The sequence below is a fragment of the Stenotrophomonas sp. 86156_Sma genome (genome assembly GCF_056481625.1).
Map to the genome: position 1 here is coordinate 3,164,505 of NZ_CM151157.1, position 16,163 is coordinate 3,180,667.

A 16,163-nucleotide genomic window follows, 5' to 3' on the forward strand; every position below is an offset into this window, starting at 1 on the left:
CTCGGTGTACGTTTCCACAAGTGAACCGCCCATGACCTCGCCTCCAGGTCGTCGCGAACAACGCAAGGCCGAGACCCGACAAGCGATTTCGGACGTCGCCACCGAGCTGATCATCCGGCGTGGCTTCGAGGCCGTCTCCATGTCCGAAATCGCCGAAGCCGCGGGCGTCTCACGCAAGACGGTCTTCAACTACTTCGCCAGCAAGGAAGACCTGGTGTTCGATCGCGATGAGGAGGCGCGCATGCTGCTGCGCGAGGGCATGATGGCGCGCAGCGGCATGACCCCGCTGGCGGCCTTCCAGTCGCTGGTGCGCGAGTTGCTGGAGGCTGGCCATCCGCTGCTGCGCATCAATGCCGGCGCTGCCGCCTTTTGGGGCACCGTGGCGGAGAGCCCGGTACTGGTCGCGCACGCGCGACGGCTGCAGGCGCAGTTGACTGACGACCTGGCGCGATTGATGGCCGACGCTGCCGGCCGGCCAGAACATGACGCCGAAGCGCGATTGGGCGCGGCCATGCTGCTGGCGTCGATGGTGGCGGCCTATGAGAAGGGATTGGCAAGCCAACTGCAGGGCGAGGACCCGCGTGAGGCCATGCTGCAGCTGATCGTGCGCGGCGCCACCGGGGTACTGGTGGCCTTGGCGGGCACCCCGTATACGGACCCCGACGCGCGTCCATAACGCATTCGGGGGATAGGTCACGAAGTGTTGCAAATGCTAATCTTTCTCATTTGCAGACACACCCCCTCTCCCGATGCCTTTTCCAATGCCCCTGCAACGCGCCCTGTGCCTGGCACTGACCCTGCCCCTGGCAACCCTTGCCCATGCTGTCGAGCCCTCCACTGCCGCGCCAAAGGACCTGGACAAGGTCGAAGTTCGCGGACGTGCACAGACCCTGTACCGGGTGGACGATGCTGCGGTCGGCACCCGCACGGATACACCGCTGGAGCTGGTCCCACAATCGATCCAGGTCATCCCGCGTGAACTGATCGACGATCAGGCCGCGCGTCAGGTGACCGACCTCTATCGCAGCATCAGCGGCATCAGCTACTTCAGCTATGCCGGGGTGACCCTGCGCGGCTTCCGCCAGGAGAACGTGCTGTATGACGGCCTGCGCGGCGACCCGTATGCAGGTTTCTCGGTCCCGCAGTTGTTCAACATCGAGCGCGTGGAAGTGCTGAAGGGACCGGCAGGTGCGCTGTATGGCGGTGGTGATGCAGGCGGCGTCATCAACTATGTAACCCGCAAACCGAAAGCCAGTGCCGGACGCAACATCGAGATCCAGCTGGGCGACAAGAACTTCCGTGCCGGATCGATCGAGGGTACCGGGCCGTTGAATGCCTCCGGCAGCGTGCGCTATCGCGCCGGGCTGTATGCCGACAGTGAAAAGGGCGTGCGCTGGAACACCGACAGCGAAAGCGTGATCGGCGACGCCTCGCTGGCCTTCGACATCGGCCAGACCGGCGAGCTGGTGCTGCAGTTCACCGACATCACCCAGAACCTCGGCGGCAACCGCCTGCGCGGCGTGCCGGTGAATGATGCGGGCACCTTCCTGACCGACCGCCGCTGGAACCACAACGAGGCCAGCGACTTCCTCGACATGCGCGCCAAAGTGGCGCTGGCGCAGTACCGCTTCGCACCACGCGACAATCTGGATGTGGACTTCGCCGCTCGCTGGTTCAGCAACAACGAGCACCAGATGTACCACGAGCCGATGGGCCTGATCGATCGTGACCGCGATGGCGTGGCCGAGTGGATGACCCGCCAGCTGCGCAACCAGATCCGCGACAACGAAGCATTCACTGCCAACGGCAATGCAGTCTGGCGGGTGACGACCGGCGCGGTTGAGCACAAGGTGTTGTTCGGTGCCGATGTGTACCAGCTGGATGCGGATTTCACTGCACAGACCGCCAGCAGCGCCGACCTTGCCCGTGGTGCGGGGCCGGTGCGCGGTATCGACCTGTTCAATCCCGTGTATGGCGCCAGTACCTGGCACGACTACAACCTGGCGGCCCTGCCCTGGCGCAGCACGTCCACCCGCAGCAAGCGCTATGGCGGCTATCTGCAGGACGAGCTGGCACTGGGCACACGCTGGCATGTGCTGGCCGGGCTGCGCTGGGATGGCTTCAAGGACGACGACCGCATTGCCGGCAGCAGTGTGGACGGCAACGACCTCAGCTGGCGGCTGGGAAGCACGTTCACCGTGCGCGAGGGCCTGAATGTCTACGCCAACGTGGCCAGTGGTTTCGTGCCGCAGAGTGCTGCCAACCAGAACCCCGCCGCTGGCGGGCCGTTCGATGCAGAACGCAGCAAGCAGTGGGAAGTGGGCATGAAGTCCCTGCTGGCCGACCGTGTGACCTTGAACATGGCCGCCTACCGGATCGACCGCAGCAATATCGTGCAGGCCACCGGCGAAGTGATCGGTGGCGTGAACCAATTGGCCGCGCTGGGCCTGGTACGCAGTACCGGCATGGAGCTGGACCTGCTGGCCGACGTGACCGATCGCTGGGTGCTGAACCTGACCTACGCCTACAACGATGCGCGGGTGAAGGACGCAGGCCCGAACGGCATCACCAACGCTTCCGGCGACCGATTCGCCAATGCGCCGCGCAACAAGCTGGGAATGTGGACGCGCTACGACCTGCCGTCGATCAATTCGGCCATCGGCTTTGGTGCTGACCATGTGGGTGAGCGCGTCAGTCTGGACGGGCAGACGGTCAAGGCTTACACCGTGTTCGACATGAGCTGGAAGACCACATGGAAGCAGTGGCAGTTCCAGGCCAACGTCAAGAACCTGTTCGACAAGGTATATGCAGCCAGCGGTTTCATCGCGCGCAACGGGCATTTCCCGGGTGAGCCGCGGCGGGTGTACGTGCAGGCCGCTTACAGCTTCTGACGCAGGGCTGGGAGCGGTGATGACGGGGAGGTGGCCAACCCACCTCCCCTGTGGGTGTCAGTGCGAGCAGGCCACCAGCATCGAGCGGGTGGCCATCTGGGTGGAGGTGAAGCCGTTCTTGTTGCCCACCGCGATGGCGTTGCCGTCGTCGCCATCCTTGCTGAAGACTACATAGCCGCCTGGGCACATCTGTCCGGCCTTTTCGTAGCAGCCACTCCAGGAACTGGAGCCGCTGCAGTCGATGGAGACGCCGCGCCGGCCATCAGGGGTAACGGTCATCTTCGCGGTGGTACAGCCACCCAACGCGGCCACAAGCAACAACGGAACGAACAACTTCATGGGTACTCCAGGGATTGGGGGGCAGCGAGTGGCCGCCAAGGCTGGAGTGCCTGGATTGCGCGAACCTTGCGCCGACAGCGTGTTTCCTGCGTCACCACAGCCGTGCGGAAGATCGGGAAGGCACGCCATGTTCACGCAATGTTCCTGTAATACGGTGCCGGCGCGTGCCGAACCGCCCTGCCACGCCCTTCCTGCCCAAGCCCTGCCGATGCACATCCTGCTGATCGAAGACGAAGCCGAACTGGCCGCCACCCTGAAATCCGCCCTGCAGCGCGAGCGCTACGTGGTGGACCTGGCCAACACGCTGGCACTGGCCCGCGAATCGGCCCTGTGCGGATCGCACGATCTGGTGCTGCTGGACCGCACCCTGCCCGACGGTGACGGGCTGGGATTGATTTCCCTGCTGCGTGAGCGCAACCCAGGGGTGCCGATCATCGTGCTGAGCGCGCTGGGGCAGCTGCCGGACCGCATCGCCGGCCTGGATGAGGGCGCGGACGACTATCTGACCAAGCCCTTCGCACTTGAGGAACTGTTCGCCCGCATCCGCGCTGCAGGGCGCCGGCCGAGCGGCATGCAGGTGGAACTGGTCAGCATCGGCCGGTTGGTGTTCGACCCGGCATCGGGTGAAGCCAGTGTGGGCGGGCAACGGCTTGAGCTGCCGCGCCGCGAGATCCGTGTGCTGACCGCGTTGGCCCGGCGGCTGGGGCGCACCGTGCTGCGCGAGTCGATTGAAATGGCGGTGTATGGATTCGATGACGGCATCCATTCCAACACGCTCGACTCGCACGTCTCGCGCCTTCGCCGCAAGCTGGCCGATGCCGATGCAGGAGTAGAGATACACGCCATCCGCGGCGTCGGCTATCTGATGCGGGAAGCCAAGTAATGGCGCGTCGTCCCTCGCTGAAGCGCCCGTTGATCGTCAAGACGCTGATCTATCAGCTGCTGGCGTTGCTGGTGGCGTTCTTCGCGCTGCTGATGGTGCTGATACGTGCCGACAGCGGTGGCTACTACACCATCCAGACCTTCGCGCCGGTGGCGGCCGACGCGGTGCACCGCGACCGCAACGGCGAACTCTACGTGCAGAACACGCCGGAACTGGCCGAACTGCTGAAGGTCGTTCCCGGTGCATGGTTCATCGCCGAGGATGAGCACGGCCACCACGTTACGTTCGGGCCTGTGCCGCCGGCCTATGCCTCGCTGGTTGGCGCACTGGATGGCATCCCCTTTGGCGACCTGCGCGGGCGCGACCGCAGCGATGGCCTGGCCGTCGTGGTCCGCCAGCACAGCGGGCCGGCCGGCAAGCTGACCATCATGGCCCATGGCGAAACCGATACGCTGACCTGGCAGATGGCGTTGGCGGCACACATCATCACCCTGCCGATCTTCCTGCTGCTGGGCCTGGCCACCATCGTCCTGACACCGATCATCGTAAGACGAGCTTTGGCCGGGGTGGAGCGCATCGCCCAGGAAGCCCGCGACATCTCCGCCAGTCGCCGCGGTGTCCGCCTGACAGAAACCGCGGTGCCGGTGGAGATCGCTCCGTTGGTGACGGCGGTGAATGAAGCACTGGAGCGGCTGGACGAGGGGCACGAGCGGCAACGCCGCTTCATCGCCGCCGCCGCGCATGAGCTGCGTACCCCCATTGCGATTCTGAGGGTGAAGGTCGATGCGGCCGACGACGCCACCTCGCGCAACCTGGCCGTGGAAGTGGCACGGTTGGCGACGCTGGCAGAGCAGTTGCTGGATCTGCACCGCATGGACGAAGACGGGCCGAAGGAAACCATCAACCTGGCGCGGGTGGCCAAACGGGTGGCCGCCGATCTGGCGCCGCTGTTGATCCAGTCGGACAAGACCTTAGCCGTGGCGGTGGAATCGCACTTCCCGGTGTTCGGCGAGACCGGCGCAGTGGAGCGGGTAATCTCCAACCTGGTGCTGAATGCTGCCGAACATGGCGGACGCCAGATCATCGTGCGCGTTCAGGGCAGCTGCCTGGAGGTCGAGGACGACGGCCCCGGCATACCGGTCGACCAGCGCGAACGGGTTTTCGAACCCTTCCAGCGGCTGCGGCCGCGGCAGACAGGCGCAGGCCTGGGGTTGAACCTGGTGCGCCAGGTGATCGACCGCCACGGCGGCCACGTCACGATTCTGGATGCGCCTGGCGGTGGTGCATTGATCCGTGTTGAGTTTCCACTGCACCCGGGCGTGACCAGCGCGCCACCGCTGGAGCACTGAACACACCGCATGCACCTGTGTAACTGGCACCTGTCCATGCGAAGCCGGTAGCGAGGACAGGCAAGGTTGCGGCAATGTTCGCTGCAGAGCATCGGGGTGTGGCACCTGCCGTGCCACCGCGTTCCGATCTGACAGGAAGCCTGCATGTGACCCAAGGAGCTCCTCCACCGTCCTCTTCCACGCGCACTGTGCCACCGCGGAATTCGCCGGGCCTTACCGCTGCCGCATGGAATCGCCGCCCACGCACTGGCCGCGCACTCGGCCTGGAACATTGGCCGCATTGGCTGCGGGCAGTTCCCGAAACCGAGCGCGCAGGTGTATTGATGCGGTTGTTCGGCGCCTTGTTCCTGCTGCTGCCCGGCATTGCACTGGTGGCTTCAACGTATAGGCACGCGAGTGCAGCGGCGGCCGCTGCCGTGCTCCTGTTCGTTGCCGTGCATGCCGCGCTGCATGGGTTGGCGGCATGGCGCGCGGCAACCTCGCGCCCGATGTCACCACTGCTGCGCGCTCTGGATGGTCATGCCGCTGGGATAATGATTGCCAGCGCGCTGCTGATCGCCATCGGTGCAGGAATGACGAAGCTGCCTGTTCCAGCATTCTTCTGGTTGTTGGCCGGCGCGGTGAGTCAACTCTTCGGTGCGCGATTGTCAGGTCACCGGCTGCGCAATGCACTGCTGGTTCTCGGTAGCGCCCTGCAGTTCATCGCCGTAGCATTGCTCGCCCTTCTTGCCGCACGCTGACACAGCGATAGCCCCGCAAGGTTCACGCAACCCAGCGCATCGAGACTCGACGGCCAACCCCGTCTGCCACGCCAGACGTGTGTCTCTTCTGCCGCGAGGACCCGCGATGACCTGTCTCTACTGGATGCTGCGACGATGAGCGCCGCACCACGCAAGCGCCGCCGGGCGCTCATGATTGCTGCCGCCCTGCTGTGCAGCGCGCTGATTCTGTTTGCATGGTTGCGGCCCGCACCACCTCCGAACCTGCAGGTTGCGCCGGTCGTTCGCGGCAACATCGAACAGGTGGTGGAAGCCACTGGCACGCTGAAGCCCTCGCGGCTGGTCAGCGTGGGTGCGCAGGTCTCCGGCCGCATCGACACCCTGCATGTGAAACTGGGCGACAAAGTGAAAGCCGGCGATCCCATCGCCGATATCGATTCGCGCACGCAGCGCAATGCATTGCTGAGCGCGCAGGCCGCACAGCGCACCGCGCGCGCCAACCGCGATGCACTGGCCACCGACCTGCGCCAGTTCGAGTTGACACTGCATCGGCAGCAGCAACTGGCTGCCGTGCAACTGGTTGCCCGCGCCGACTTCGATACAGCCAAGGCCAAGGTCGACGCCACCCGTGAACAGATCGCCGCGTTGGACGGTGAAGTTGCGCGCCGACAGACCGACGTCGATGTCGCGCAGACCAATCTCGAGTACACCCGCATCACCGCCCCCACCGACGGCACCGTACTGGCCGTGGTCGCGCGCCAGGGGCAGACCGTGAATGCGGTGCAGAGCGCACCGACCATCGTGATGCTGGGCAATCAGGACGTGATGACGGTGTACGCCGAGATCTCCGAGGCTGACGTCGTACACACCGCTGTTGGGCAGGAGGCGTTCTTCACCATCCTTGGTGATGCCGGCCGCCGCTACAGCAGCAGGCTTCGGGACATAGCACCAGCACCGGAATCGATCACCAACGAAGACAGTTCCAGCCTCGCCGCACCGGCGGTGTCGGGTGGCAGCCGCACGGCCATGTACTACAACGGCCAGTTCGACGTGGACAACGCCGATGGCCGCCTGCGCAGCTACATGACCGCGCTGGTTCGCATCGTGCTGGGCCGCGCCAACGATGTACTGACCATTCCCTCGGCCGCATTGGGTGCGCGCGCCGTCGATGGCAGCTACAGCGTGCAGGTCCGTGGTGCCGACGGCCGCGCCAGCACGCGGCGCATCACCACCGGGCTGGATGACCAGATCCAGGTGGAAGTACGCGACGGGCTGAATGAAGGCGAACAGGTCGTGCTTGCGCAGACCAACGACGAAGCCACCAGCGCATCCGCGCAACCCAAATGAGTACGACCATGACCGAGCCACTGCTGCGCGTTCGCGGCGTACGCCGTGAATTTGCCGCAGGCGAGCAGACACTGGTGGTACTCGACGGCATCGACCTGGATATTCACGCAGGTGAACTGGTGGCCATCGTAGGCCAATCCGGTTCAGGCAAGTCCACGCTGATGAACATCCTGGGTTGCCTGGATCGCCCTTCCGCCGGCGTCTATCAGATCGCCGGGCGCGAGACCGCGCAGATGTCGCCTGATGAACTGGCCGAACTACGCCGCGAGCACTTCGGCTTCATCTTCCAGCGCTATCACCTGCTGACCGATCTGACTGCACTGAGCAATGTGGAGGTGCCTGCGATCTACGCCGGCATGCCTGCCGAAGCACGCCATGCACGGGCAGCCACCCTGCTGTCGCGGCTGGGTCTGGGCGAGCGCATGCAGCATCTCCCTGGCGAGCTCTCGGGCGGCCAGCAGCAACGCGTTTCGATTGCGCGTGCGCTGATGAATGGTGGCGCGGTGATCTTCGCCGACGAACCCACGGGTGCGCTGGATACGCATTCCGGAAAAGAGGTGATGAAGATCCTCGGCGAGCTGCACGCCGAGGGCCATACTGTGGTGTTGGTCACGCATGACATGGCCGTGGCCGAGCATGCGCAGCGCATCATCGAAATCCGCGATGGGCGGATCGTGGATGATCGTGCAACCGGTACAGCTCTGGCAGCGGGCGTGGCGACGCCAGCCGCGCCCCAATCCGTGGGTAGCAGCGGCTGGCAGGTCTGGCGAGACCGGTTCGCTGAAGCCTTCCGCATGGCACTGCGCGCGATGAACGCCCACCGCATGCGCACCTTCCTGACCATGCTCGGAATCATCATCGGCATTGCTTCGGTCGTGGCGGTGGTAGCACTGGGCACCGGTGCACGGCAGGCCATCCTGTCCAACATCTCCTCGTTGGGTACCAACACCATCGAGATCTATCCCGGTTCCGGTTTTGGCGACCTGCACTCGGCGCGGGTGGAAACACTCACCCCCGGCGACAGCGTGGCCCTGGCCCGGCAGCCATTCGTGGACAGCGCCACCCCGGGTGTTGCCACCAGCGGCACCGCCCTGCGCGGCAATCGCTCTGCCAGTGTGCAGGTGCAGGGCGTCAGCGAGCAGTACTTTCGCGTGCATGGCCTGAAGCTCGGCGAGGGCGCCTTCTTCGGTCCCCCCGGCGTGGCCGGCTACCAGCAGGTGGTGGTGATCGACGCCAATACCCGCGCACGCTTCTTCGCCGCGACCGACAACCCGATCGGGCAGACCCTGCTGCTGGGCAATGTCCCGGTGCGCGTGGTGGGTGTGGTGAAGAAGGACGCCGGTGCGGCCGGTGATGCATCGCTGCTGCGGGTATGGCTGCCCTACACCACCGCGATGGCGCGCGTACTGGGGCAGAGCCACGTCTCCAGCATCACCGTGCGCGTCTCGGATGCGATCAGCATGGAAGCGGCCGAGCAGGCCATCGCGCGACTGCTGACTCGCCGCCACGGCAGCACCGATTTCTACATGAGCAACAACGCGCAGATCCGTAGATCCATTGAACAGACCACTGGCATCCTGACCATGATGATCAGCTCCATCGCTGCCATCGCACTGGTGGTGGGCGGGATCGGGGTGATGAACATCATGCTGGTCTCGGTGACCGAGCGAACCCGCGAGATCGGCGTGCGCATGGCGGTGGGCGCGCGACGCAGCGACATCCTGCAGCAGTTCCTGATCGAATCGGTGCTGGTCTGCCTGCTCGGTGGCGTGCTCGGCATCGGCGTGGCGCTGGCGCTGGGCGCGGTGATGGAGCTGGCCGATGCGGGCTTCAGCCTGGTGTTCTCCGTCAATTCGATTCTGGCTGCATTCGTGTGTTCCAGCCTGATCGGCGTTGGTTTCGGCTTCCTGCCGGCACGCCGTGCCGCACAGCTGGATCCTGTGGAGGCGCTGGTTCGATAGCCGCTGCAATTGCTCGCCCTGACGGCAGGTTCGCGCAATGTCTGCAGGGTGTACTACGGCTACCAACGATGTCCGCACAGGAGCTGGACGATGTTTCTGAAGACAGGAAGAACCGCGTTGATTCTGGCGGTCGCTGCGCAGCTGGTGTTGATGCCGTACGCCGGCGACGCCCATGCGCAGCGTGGCGACCGCCACAACCCGCAGTGGAACCAGGACTACCGCGATCGGGAGCGCGACGCATGGGAACGGCGCGAACGTGAGCGGAATCATGAGCGCGAACGCGAGCGCCGGCACGATGCCAAGACCGCCGGTGTCGTGGTGGGCGTGGTAGGTGCAGCGGTGGTGGCCGGCGTGATTGCCGCTGCCGCCAAACGTGAGCGTGAGACCCGCGAGCGCGCCGACTACTGCATGAACCGCTACGGCAACTACGACCGCCGCAACGACACCTATCGCGGCGCCGACGGCTACACCTATCCCTGCCGCTGACTTGTATCTCTCAAGGAAAAACCACCCATGACCAGGATCACTCTATTGATCGCGCTGTGCGCTGCTCCGTTGCTGGCCCAGGCCTCACCGGCCGACCCGAAGCAGGCCTACATCGACGCCACATTCACCGCCATGGATGCCAACAACGACGGACGCGTCGACAAGACAGAGTACGCGACATTTCAGCAGGAACGTTTCAGCAAGCAGGCCGATTCCATCGACGCCGCGTTTTCCGCGATGGACAGGAACAAAGACGGCAGGATCAGCAAGGAGGAAGCCAACGTGGTGCCGGAGATCGCGAAGTACTTCGCGGGCCTGGACACCGATGGTGATGGCTATCTGTCGCTGAAGGAAATGCAACAGGCCATGGTTGCCGCTCAGACTGCAGACGCACCATCAAAGTAAATCCAGGGCGGGGCGCTGAAGATGGATACCCATCCGGGCTCGGTGCGGGTTGAATACACCCTCTTCCCACGTTAGCCTCCGAGGTGCCCAAGGAGGGCTATCAACGGAGTGAAGCATGAAGATTGGATTCAAGCTGTCTGTTGCTATTGCGGCTGCTGCACTGACCCTGGGAATCGGCAGTGCCTCCGCGCAGTCCCGCTGTACCCCGTGCTACACCGCCTACGAGGCCTGCCTCGCAGCGGGCAATGGCGAGAAGGTGTGCTACCCGGCTTTTGCCCGCTGCCTGCGGAACAGCGGCTGCACCATCCCGTAAGTCACGCACTGCCGTGATGTGTGCTGGCCCCCATTTCGGGGGCTGGCATTGGCTGCCAGGCGCTGCCCCTTACTACTGAAAAGGTTCCATACGCGATGGGCGGATTGATTTCATCCCATCCGCATCGCGTTATTTTCGCGCGCCTGCATTTCGATATCCTGCTCGCCGCCCTTCACGAAGCGAGGCTGCGCCCCACATGCGCTGCCTCCTGCACTACCGCGATTGCTATGGCCTCCGAAACGCTGCGGGGTGCGCGGGCCATGTCGACCACACTCGGCGCTACGCTTCAGACCTCAGCTATCGCTATCCGTGCTTCTATGGCCGCGATAGGTTTCGCCCCACTCGCGCATGGCCAGCAGCACCGGCACCAGCGTGCGCCCGAATTCGGACAGCTCGTACTCGACCTTCGGTGGGACCTCTGCATAGACATGGCGGATCACCACCCCATCAGCTTCCAGCTCCCGCAGCTGGCTGGTCAGCATGGACTGGGTGGCATTGGGCACCCGCCGCGTCAGCTCCATGAAGCGACGCTTGCCGGTCATCAGGTGAAAGAGGATGACAGGCTTCCACACGCCACCCATGACCGACAGCGTGACCTCCACGGCGCAACCGCTCTTGCCATCCCAACGCTTGCTACGCATGCATACTCCGGAAAACCATAGTACCTACGGAAAATCATCGTTCTTGTTGCAATAGCGGTGCGAGCCTAGCATGGCCCCATTCCTTGAATGTGAGCCCCTCCATGACGTTCAAAGCACTGCTCGCCCGCAAGACGAACAACCAGGTTTCGACCGAACTGATCGATTTCGATGAGGCCGACCTGATGGACGGTGACGTCCTGGTGCAGGTCGAGTACTCCACGCTCAACTACAAGGATGCGCTTGCCCTCACCGGCAAGAGCCCGGTCATCCGGACGTTCCCGCTCATTCCCGGCATCGATCTGGCAGGCGTGGTGCTGGAATCCAGCAGGGCCGACTTCAAGCCAGGCGACCGCGTTGTGCTCAATGGCTGGGGCCTGAGCATGAGTCACCACGGCGGCCTGGCACAGCGCGCCCGTGTGCGCGGCGAATGGCTCAACCGGATTCCCGGCAACCTGAGCACCCGCGACGCCATGGCCATCGGCACCGCGGGCTATACCGCCATGCTGTGCGTGCTGGCCCTGGAACATGCCGGCGTGACGCCCGACAAGGGCGATGTGCTGGTGACCGGCGCCAACGGCGGTGTCGGCTCGATTGCGGTGGCGATCCTTTCAAAGCTGGGCTATCGCGTGGTGGCCGCCACCGGGCGCCCGGAGCATGCTGAGTATCTGCACAACCTGGGTGCGAGCGAAATCATCGACCGCGCGCAGCTTTCGGAACCACGTGACCGGCCGGTGAGCGCCGAACGCTGGGCCGGCGTGGTGGATGTGGCCGGCGGTCCTACCCTCGTCAACGCCATTGCCGAAACGAAATACCGTGGCGCCATCGCCGCCTGCGGCCTGGCGCAGAGCGATGCGCTGCACGGCTCGGTGCTGCCTTTCATCCTGCGCAACGTAACCCTCGCAGGCGTGGATTCGGTGAATGCGCCGCAGGACGTTCGCCAGCGTGCGTGGGACCGGCTTGCCACCGACCTGGATCCGCAGAAGCTTGAAAGCACGGTGCAGCTGATTGGGCTTGCCGACGTGCTTGAGGTTTACGAGCAGATCATTCCGGGCAAGGTGCGTGGGCGGATAGTGGTGGATGTGAATGCCTGAGGAAGCCTCCCCAGCGGATTCCATCCGGCAACGAATGGTGAACACGCCGTGAAACCATGCGTGCGGCAGTGGCCGTTTGCCACTGCTGCTCGCATACGCTCAGGTTTCCGCCGACTGTGGACACCGCCATGTCAATGACTGCACTCGCACTTGCGACCGCTCTTTCCGGCCTGCCCGACATTGCCTGGGAGCGCGAGCGCGGCGAAGACGCACATCAGCTGATGCTCTGCCAGATCCATCGCGATGAGCTGATGCAGGATGACGCGAAGAGCGATGCCTACCAACGCGCCAAGGCGGTCTGCGATCTCCTGGCGCGTGAGTACAGGAACAAATGGGATTTCGATGCGCAGGAGTCATTGGCGGCATCGGCAGTGGATCTGGATGAGCTGATCCGGCGGAGAGACCTGGTTGAGGTGCCTCCAACAAGGCAGGACCGCGTCTACGAGTGATTCCGTGCCGGCAGGTGCTGGCACCTGGAGCTGCCGCAGGGCAACCAGGTCCAGTGCCAATCGGCGAGGCTAGCGGATGCGACTCCGCGCCAGTGCCAGGCGCCTGATCTCGTCTGGCAGAAACACGACGCCGTCCTCCATTTCGATGCGCATCTGCGAGGCATCACCTTCGTGCCCCTGCATTGCAGCGGTCACCAGAATCTTCAGTGCATCCGTGCGGATATCGTAGCCGCCGACGGTGTGCTTCAAGGTACCCACACTGTTCCAGTCGATTTCCATGATCGGCGTCCACATCCACAGGCTTCATGCTGGCAACGGCCTTCGCCCACGTCAATGAAACCGGTCGCACGGCCGACCATGAAGCGAAAGGCCACGCGCGTGGTCAAGGCCCCTTATCATGGAGGGGTAAGGGCTCTGCAAGCCCAGTTGACGTACGCAAGGCAGTATCTGGATGTCTATGGAATGGCGCCCCTCGGGCTGGGGCCTACGTGTGACCCGCTCGCCGAACTGGTGGCTGCGACTTGACGGCGAACATGTTGAGCTTTTGATTGAAGGTCGCCAGTACCGGCAACACGTGGCTGACGACGAGCGCGTGCAGGTCATCCCTGGACTCTTCTGGGCCAAGGTCGTCCTGCAGACCCAGGGCGACGGCGTGCTGACCATGGATGGACTGTCCAACAGCCAGGCTTCCCGGCTTGCGGCAGCGCTGCAGCAGGTGCGCTTTGCGGGTACCACGCGCGGGCGCAAGGCACTGTTCGACACGATTGTGGAGCAGATCCAGTCGTGGCTGGCCGAAGCAGATGCCCTCATCGACCGGGGCAGCACCGGCCGCCGCTGGATCACGCACGAACAACAGCAGGCACTGCTGGCCGGTCGCCCCGCCCTGCCGCTCCCGCCGCGCGAGCTGGAACAATTGTTCCTGGATGAGGATGTGCACGAGGACCTGCATTCGCCCAGCCACCGTGCAGCACTGGACGCCCTGGGCGACTGGCAGCTGGACTGGCCCGAGGCGTGGGCCGACGCCAACGCAACCATGGCAGCGCGCGAACGGGTACTGGCCAAGGATTTCCTGGACCGGGTCGAGAGCAAGCCGCTGACCGACGAACAGGTCCGCGCCGTCATCTGTTTCGACAACCGCGTGCAGGTCGTCGCCTCCGCTGGCTCTGGCAAGACCTCCACCATGGTCGCCAAGGCCGCTTATGCCATTGATCGCGGCTTTGTCGAACCCGAACGGATCGTGATGCTCGCCTTCAACAAGGACGCCGCCAGGGAGCTTGAAGAGCGCGCGCAGCGATGCTTCGACCGGCTCGGCATGGGCGACACCGTGGTTGAAGCCCGGACCTTCCACGCCCTCGGCCTGGCCATCGTCGCCAAGGCCACCGGACGCAAGCCCGACATCCCCGAATGGACCACTGACGCCACTCTGGGCTTCAACAAGCTGGCCGAACTGGTAGACGATCTGAAGGATCGCTCGACCCACTTCCGCACCCAGTGGGATATGTTCCGCCTGGTGTTCGGGCGTGACCTGCCGCCATTCGGCGCGGAAATGGAGGCCGACGGCTACGACCGCGATGGCACGCCCTACATCCGCACCCTGCAGGGGGAACGGGTGAAGAGCCTGGAAGAGTGCGTGATCGCCGACTGGCTCTTCTACAACGGCGTGACGTACGACTACGAGCGGCGCTACGAGTTCGATACCGCGACAGACACCCATCGCCAGTATCGCCCGGACTTCTACTATCCGGACGCCGGGCTGTATCACGAGCACTTTGCGCTGGATACCGATGGCCAGCCGCCGAAGCACTTTGCCAACTACAGCGAAGGGATGCACTGGAAGCGCCAGCAGCATGTGGCGCGCGGCACGGCCCTTGTCGAGACGACATCCTTTGGCCTGCGCAGCGGGCATGCCCTGCTGGATCTCGCAGAGAAGCTTGGCGAGTGCGACATCGAGCTCGACCCGAACCCGGACCGCGAGCTGCCCGATCAGGGCGCCAAGCCGATGCCCGATGCGGACCTGATCGGCTTGATGCGCACCTTCATTGCCCACGCCAAGAGCAACTGCCTGACGCTGGACGATATGGCCGCACGCCTGCGGCAGATGCCCGAAGACCAGTTCAAGGAGCGGCACCGTCGCTTCCTGGAAATCGCCGGGCCGGTCTTCCAGGCCTGGGACAACGCGCTGGCTGACGAGCGTGGCATCGACTTCGAGGACATGCTCAATATGGCCGCTGGACTGCTGGAACAGGGCCGCTACGAATCGCCTTACGATCTGGTGATGGCCGATGAATTCCAGGACGCTTCGCGCGCCCGCGCACGCCTCTGCCGTGCGCTGGTCAGCCAACCGGGCCGCCATCTGTTTGCGGTGGGCGATGACTGGCAATCGATCAACCGCTTCGCCGGGGCCGACGTTTCGGTGATGACCGGATTCCGCGAGTGGATGGGCCATGGCCAGGTGCTGAAACTGGAACAGATGTTCCGCTGCCCACAGGCGCTCTGCGATGTGTCCAGCCGCTTCATCAGCCGCAACCCCGCGCAGATCGCCAAAGCAGTTCGCTCAGCTGCAACGGCCATGGGCCCGGTGCTGCAGGCGTTCCAGATGAATCGGCGTGAGGAGGTGCAGGATGGCGTTCGCCAGTACCTCGCCAAGCTGCATCAGCAGTTGTTGTCCGGGGCGGTGCCGCAAGGGCGCAACGGACGCGTGACGGTCTTCATCCTGGGGCGCTATCGCGCCGATCGCAGCGCGATGCCTTTGGATTGGAAGACAGCCTTCGGCAGCACGATGGAGGTCGAATTCCTGACCGCACATCGATCGAAGGGGCGCGAAGCGGACTACGTGATCCTGCCGGGCATGATCAACCGCAGCTTCCCGAGCCTGCGCGCGGATGACCCGGTGCTTTCGCTGGCAATGCCGGATGGGGATACCTACCCACTGAGCGAAGAACGGCGGTTGTTCTATGTCGCGCTGACGCGGGCGCGACGGTCGGTGGCCATGTTCACCCTGCAGGGGAAGCGCTCGCCGTTCCTGGACGAGCTGGTGAAGGACGGGGCAGTGAAAGTGACCGCAATTTCAGGCGCGGCCATCAATGAAGAACGCTGCCCAGTGTGCAAGGTGGGCGTGTTTGTGGACCGCAATGGGCCGCATGGGGCGTTCCGGTCGTGCTCCAGTTACCCGTTGTGCCACAACAAGCCGAAGGGTGGGCGTCGCGGGTAAGCGCGTTCAGCTGAACCCATATGCGCCCATACCAAGCCGTGCAAGCTGGCCTGATGGTTCGATGGCTGCACAGCAGCT

The 16,163-nt window shown here is 64.3% G+C and carries 16 protein-coding genes; 13 read left to right on the forward strand and 3 right to left on the reverse strand.

Annotated features, from left to right (window positions below):
* Nucleotides 1-31 precede the first annotated feature (31 nt).
* On the forward strand, nucleotides 32-676 hold the full coding sequence (locus ACZK33_RS14705) for a TetR/AcrR family transcriptional regulator (RefSeq protein WP_423174521.1): 645 nt from the start codon (nucleotides 32-34) through the stop codon (nucleotides 674-676).
* Nucleotides 677-749: 73 nt separating this feature from the next.
* A complete protein-coding gene (locus ACZK33_RS14710) occupies nucleotides 750-2,891 on the forward strand; it encodes a TonB-dependent siderophore receptor (protein ID WP_423174520.1) in 2,142 nt (713 codons plus the stop codon).
* 57 nt (nucleotides 2,892-2,948) lie between these two features.
* On the opposite strand, the gene ACZK33_RS14715 is transcribed toward ACZK33_RS14710, so the two are convergent.
* The gene (locus ACZK33_RS14715; RefSeq protein WP_071227584.1) at nucleotides 2,949-3,230 is read right to left on the reverse strand and encodes a hypothetical protein; all 282 of its coding nucleotides are present in this window, start codon (nucleotides 3,228-3,230) and stop codon (nucleotides 2,949-2,951) included.
* A gap of 208 nt (nucleotides 3,231-3,438) precedes the next feature.
* On the opposite strand from ACZK33_RS14715, the gene ACZK33_RS14720 reads away from it, so the two are divergent.
* The 8 genes from ACZK33_RS14720 to ACZK33_RS14755 all read left to right on the forward strand — a co-directional run bounded on the left by ACZK33_RS14720 (nucleotide 3,439) and on the right by ACZK33_RS14755 (nucleotide 10,693).
* A complete protein-coding gene (locus ACZK33_RS14720; protein WP_423174519.1) occupies nucleotides 3,439-4,113 on the forward strand; it encodes a response regulator transcription factor in 675 nt (224 codons plus the stop codon).
* The gene (locus tag ACZK33_RS14725; RefSeq protein WP_423174518.1) at nucleotides 4,113-5,462 is read left to right on the forward strand and encodes a sensor histidine kinase; all 1,350 of its coding nucleotides are present in this window, start codon (nucleotides 4,113-4,115) and stop codon (nucleotides 5,460-5,462) included. Before ACZK33_RS14720 ends, ACZK33_RS14725 begins: the two co-directional genes overlap by 1 nt.
* Nucleotides 5,463-5,803: 341 nt before the next feature.
* Entirely contained in the window at nucleotides 5,804-6,202 is a 399-nt protein-coding gene (locus tag ACZK33_RS14730; protein WP_423174517.1) for a hypothetical protein, read from the forward strand.
* Between the two features lie 135 nt (nucleotides 6,203-6,337).
* The gene (locus ACZK33_RS14735) at nucleotides 6,338-7,528 is read left to right on the forward strand and encodes an efflux RND transporter periplasmic adaptor subunit (RefSeq protein WP_423174516.1); all 1,191 of its coding nucleotides are present in this window, start codon (nucleotides 6,338-6,340) and stop codon (nucleotides 7,526-7,528) included.
* Nucleotides 7,525-9,489 (forward strand): MacB family efflux pump subunit, encoded by a 1,965-nt coding sequence (locus ACZK33_RS14740; RefSeq protein WP_423174515.1) that lies wholly within the window; start codon nucleotides 7,525-7,527, stop codon nucleotides 9,487-9,489. Before ACZK33_RS14735 ends, ACZK33_RS14740 begins: the two co-directional genes overlap by 4 nt.
* Nucleotides 9,490-9,579: 90 nt before the next feature.
* The gene (locus tag ACZK33_RS14745) at nucleotides 9,580-9,975 is read left to right on the forward strand and encodes a BA14K family protein (RefSeq protein WP_423174514.1); all 396 of its coding nucleotides are present in this window, start codon (nucleotides 9,580-9,582) and stop codon (nucleotides 9,973-9,975) included.
* A 27-nt stretch (nucleotides 9,976-10,002) separates the two neighbouring features.
* Nucleotides 10,003-10,380, forward strand: coding sequence for an EF-hand domain-containing protein (locus ACZK33_RS14750; RefSeq protein ID WP_423174513.1), 378 nt, complete (start codon nucleotides 10,003-10,005; stop codon nucleotides 10,378-10,380).
* A gap of 115 nt (nucleotides 10,381-10,495) precedes the next feature.
* On the forward strand, nucleotides 10,496-10,693 hold the full coding sequence (locus tag ACZK33_RS14755; protein ID WP_032128612.1) for a hypothetical protein: 198 nt from the start codon (nucleotides 10,496-10,498) through the stop codon (nucleotides 10,691-10,693).
* 293 nt (nucleotides 10,694-10,986) lie between these two features.
* Here the strand turns inward: ACZK33_RS14755 and ACZK33_RS14760 are convergent, their stop codons facing one another.
* Complete coding sequence (locus ACZK33_RS14760) at nucleotides 10,987-11,334, reverse strand: winged helix-turn-helix transcriptional regulator (RefSeq protein ID WP_107431662.1); 348 nt, start codon at nucleotides 11,332-11,334, stop codon at nucleotides 10,987-10,989.
* 101 nt (nucleotides 11,335-11,435) lie between these two features.
* On the opposite strand from ACZK33_RS14760, the gene acuI reads away from it, so the two are divergent.
* Together acuI and ACZK33_RS14770 are read left to right on the forward strand one after the other, a co-directional pair.
* Entirely contained in the window at nucleotides 11,436-12,425 is a 990-nt protein-coding gene (acuI, locus tag ACZK33_RS14765; RefSeq protein ID WP_423174512.1) for an acrylyl-CoA reductase (NADPH), read from the forward strand.
* A 116-nt stretch (nucleotides 12,426-12,541) separates the two neighbouring features.
* Nucleotides 12,542-12,874: a hypothetical protein gene (locus ACZK33_RS14770; protein WP_423174511.1), complete on the forward strand. Its 333-nt coding sequence runs from the start codon at nucleotides 12,542-12,544 to the stop codon at nucleotides 12,872-12,874.
* A 69-nt stretch (nucleotides 12,875-12,943) separates the two neighbouring features.
* Here the strand turns inward: ACZK33_RS14770 and ACZK33_RS14775 are convergent, their stop codons facing one another.
* Nucleotides 12,944-13,168, reverse strand: a complete 225-nt coding sequence (locus ACZK33_RS14775; RefSeq protein WP_049463017.1) for a hypothetical protein — start codon at nucleotides 13,166-13,168, stop codon at nucleotides 12,944-12,946.
* Between the two features lie 163 nt (nucleotides 13,169-13,331).
* Here ACZK33_RS14775 and ACZK33_RS14780 point away from each other — a divergent pair, with 163 nt between their 5' ends.
* Nucleotides 13,332-16,085 (forward strand): UvrD-helicase domain-containing protein, encoded by a 2,754-nt coding sequence (locus tag ACZK33_RS14780; RefSeq protein ID WP_423174539.1) that lies wholly within the window; start codon nucleotides 13,332-13,334, stop codon nucleotides 16,083-16,085.
* Nucleotides 16,086-16,163: the final 78 nt, after the last annotated feature.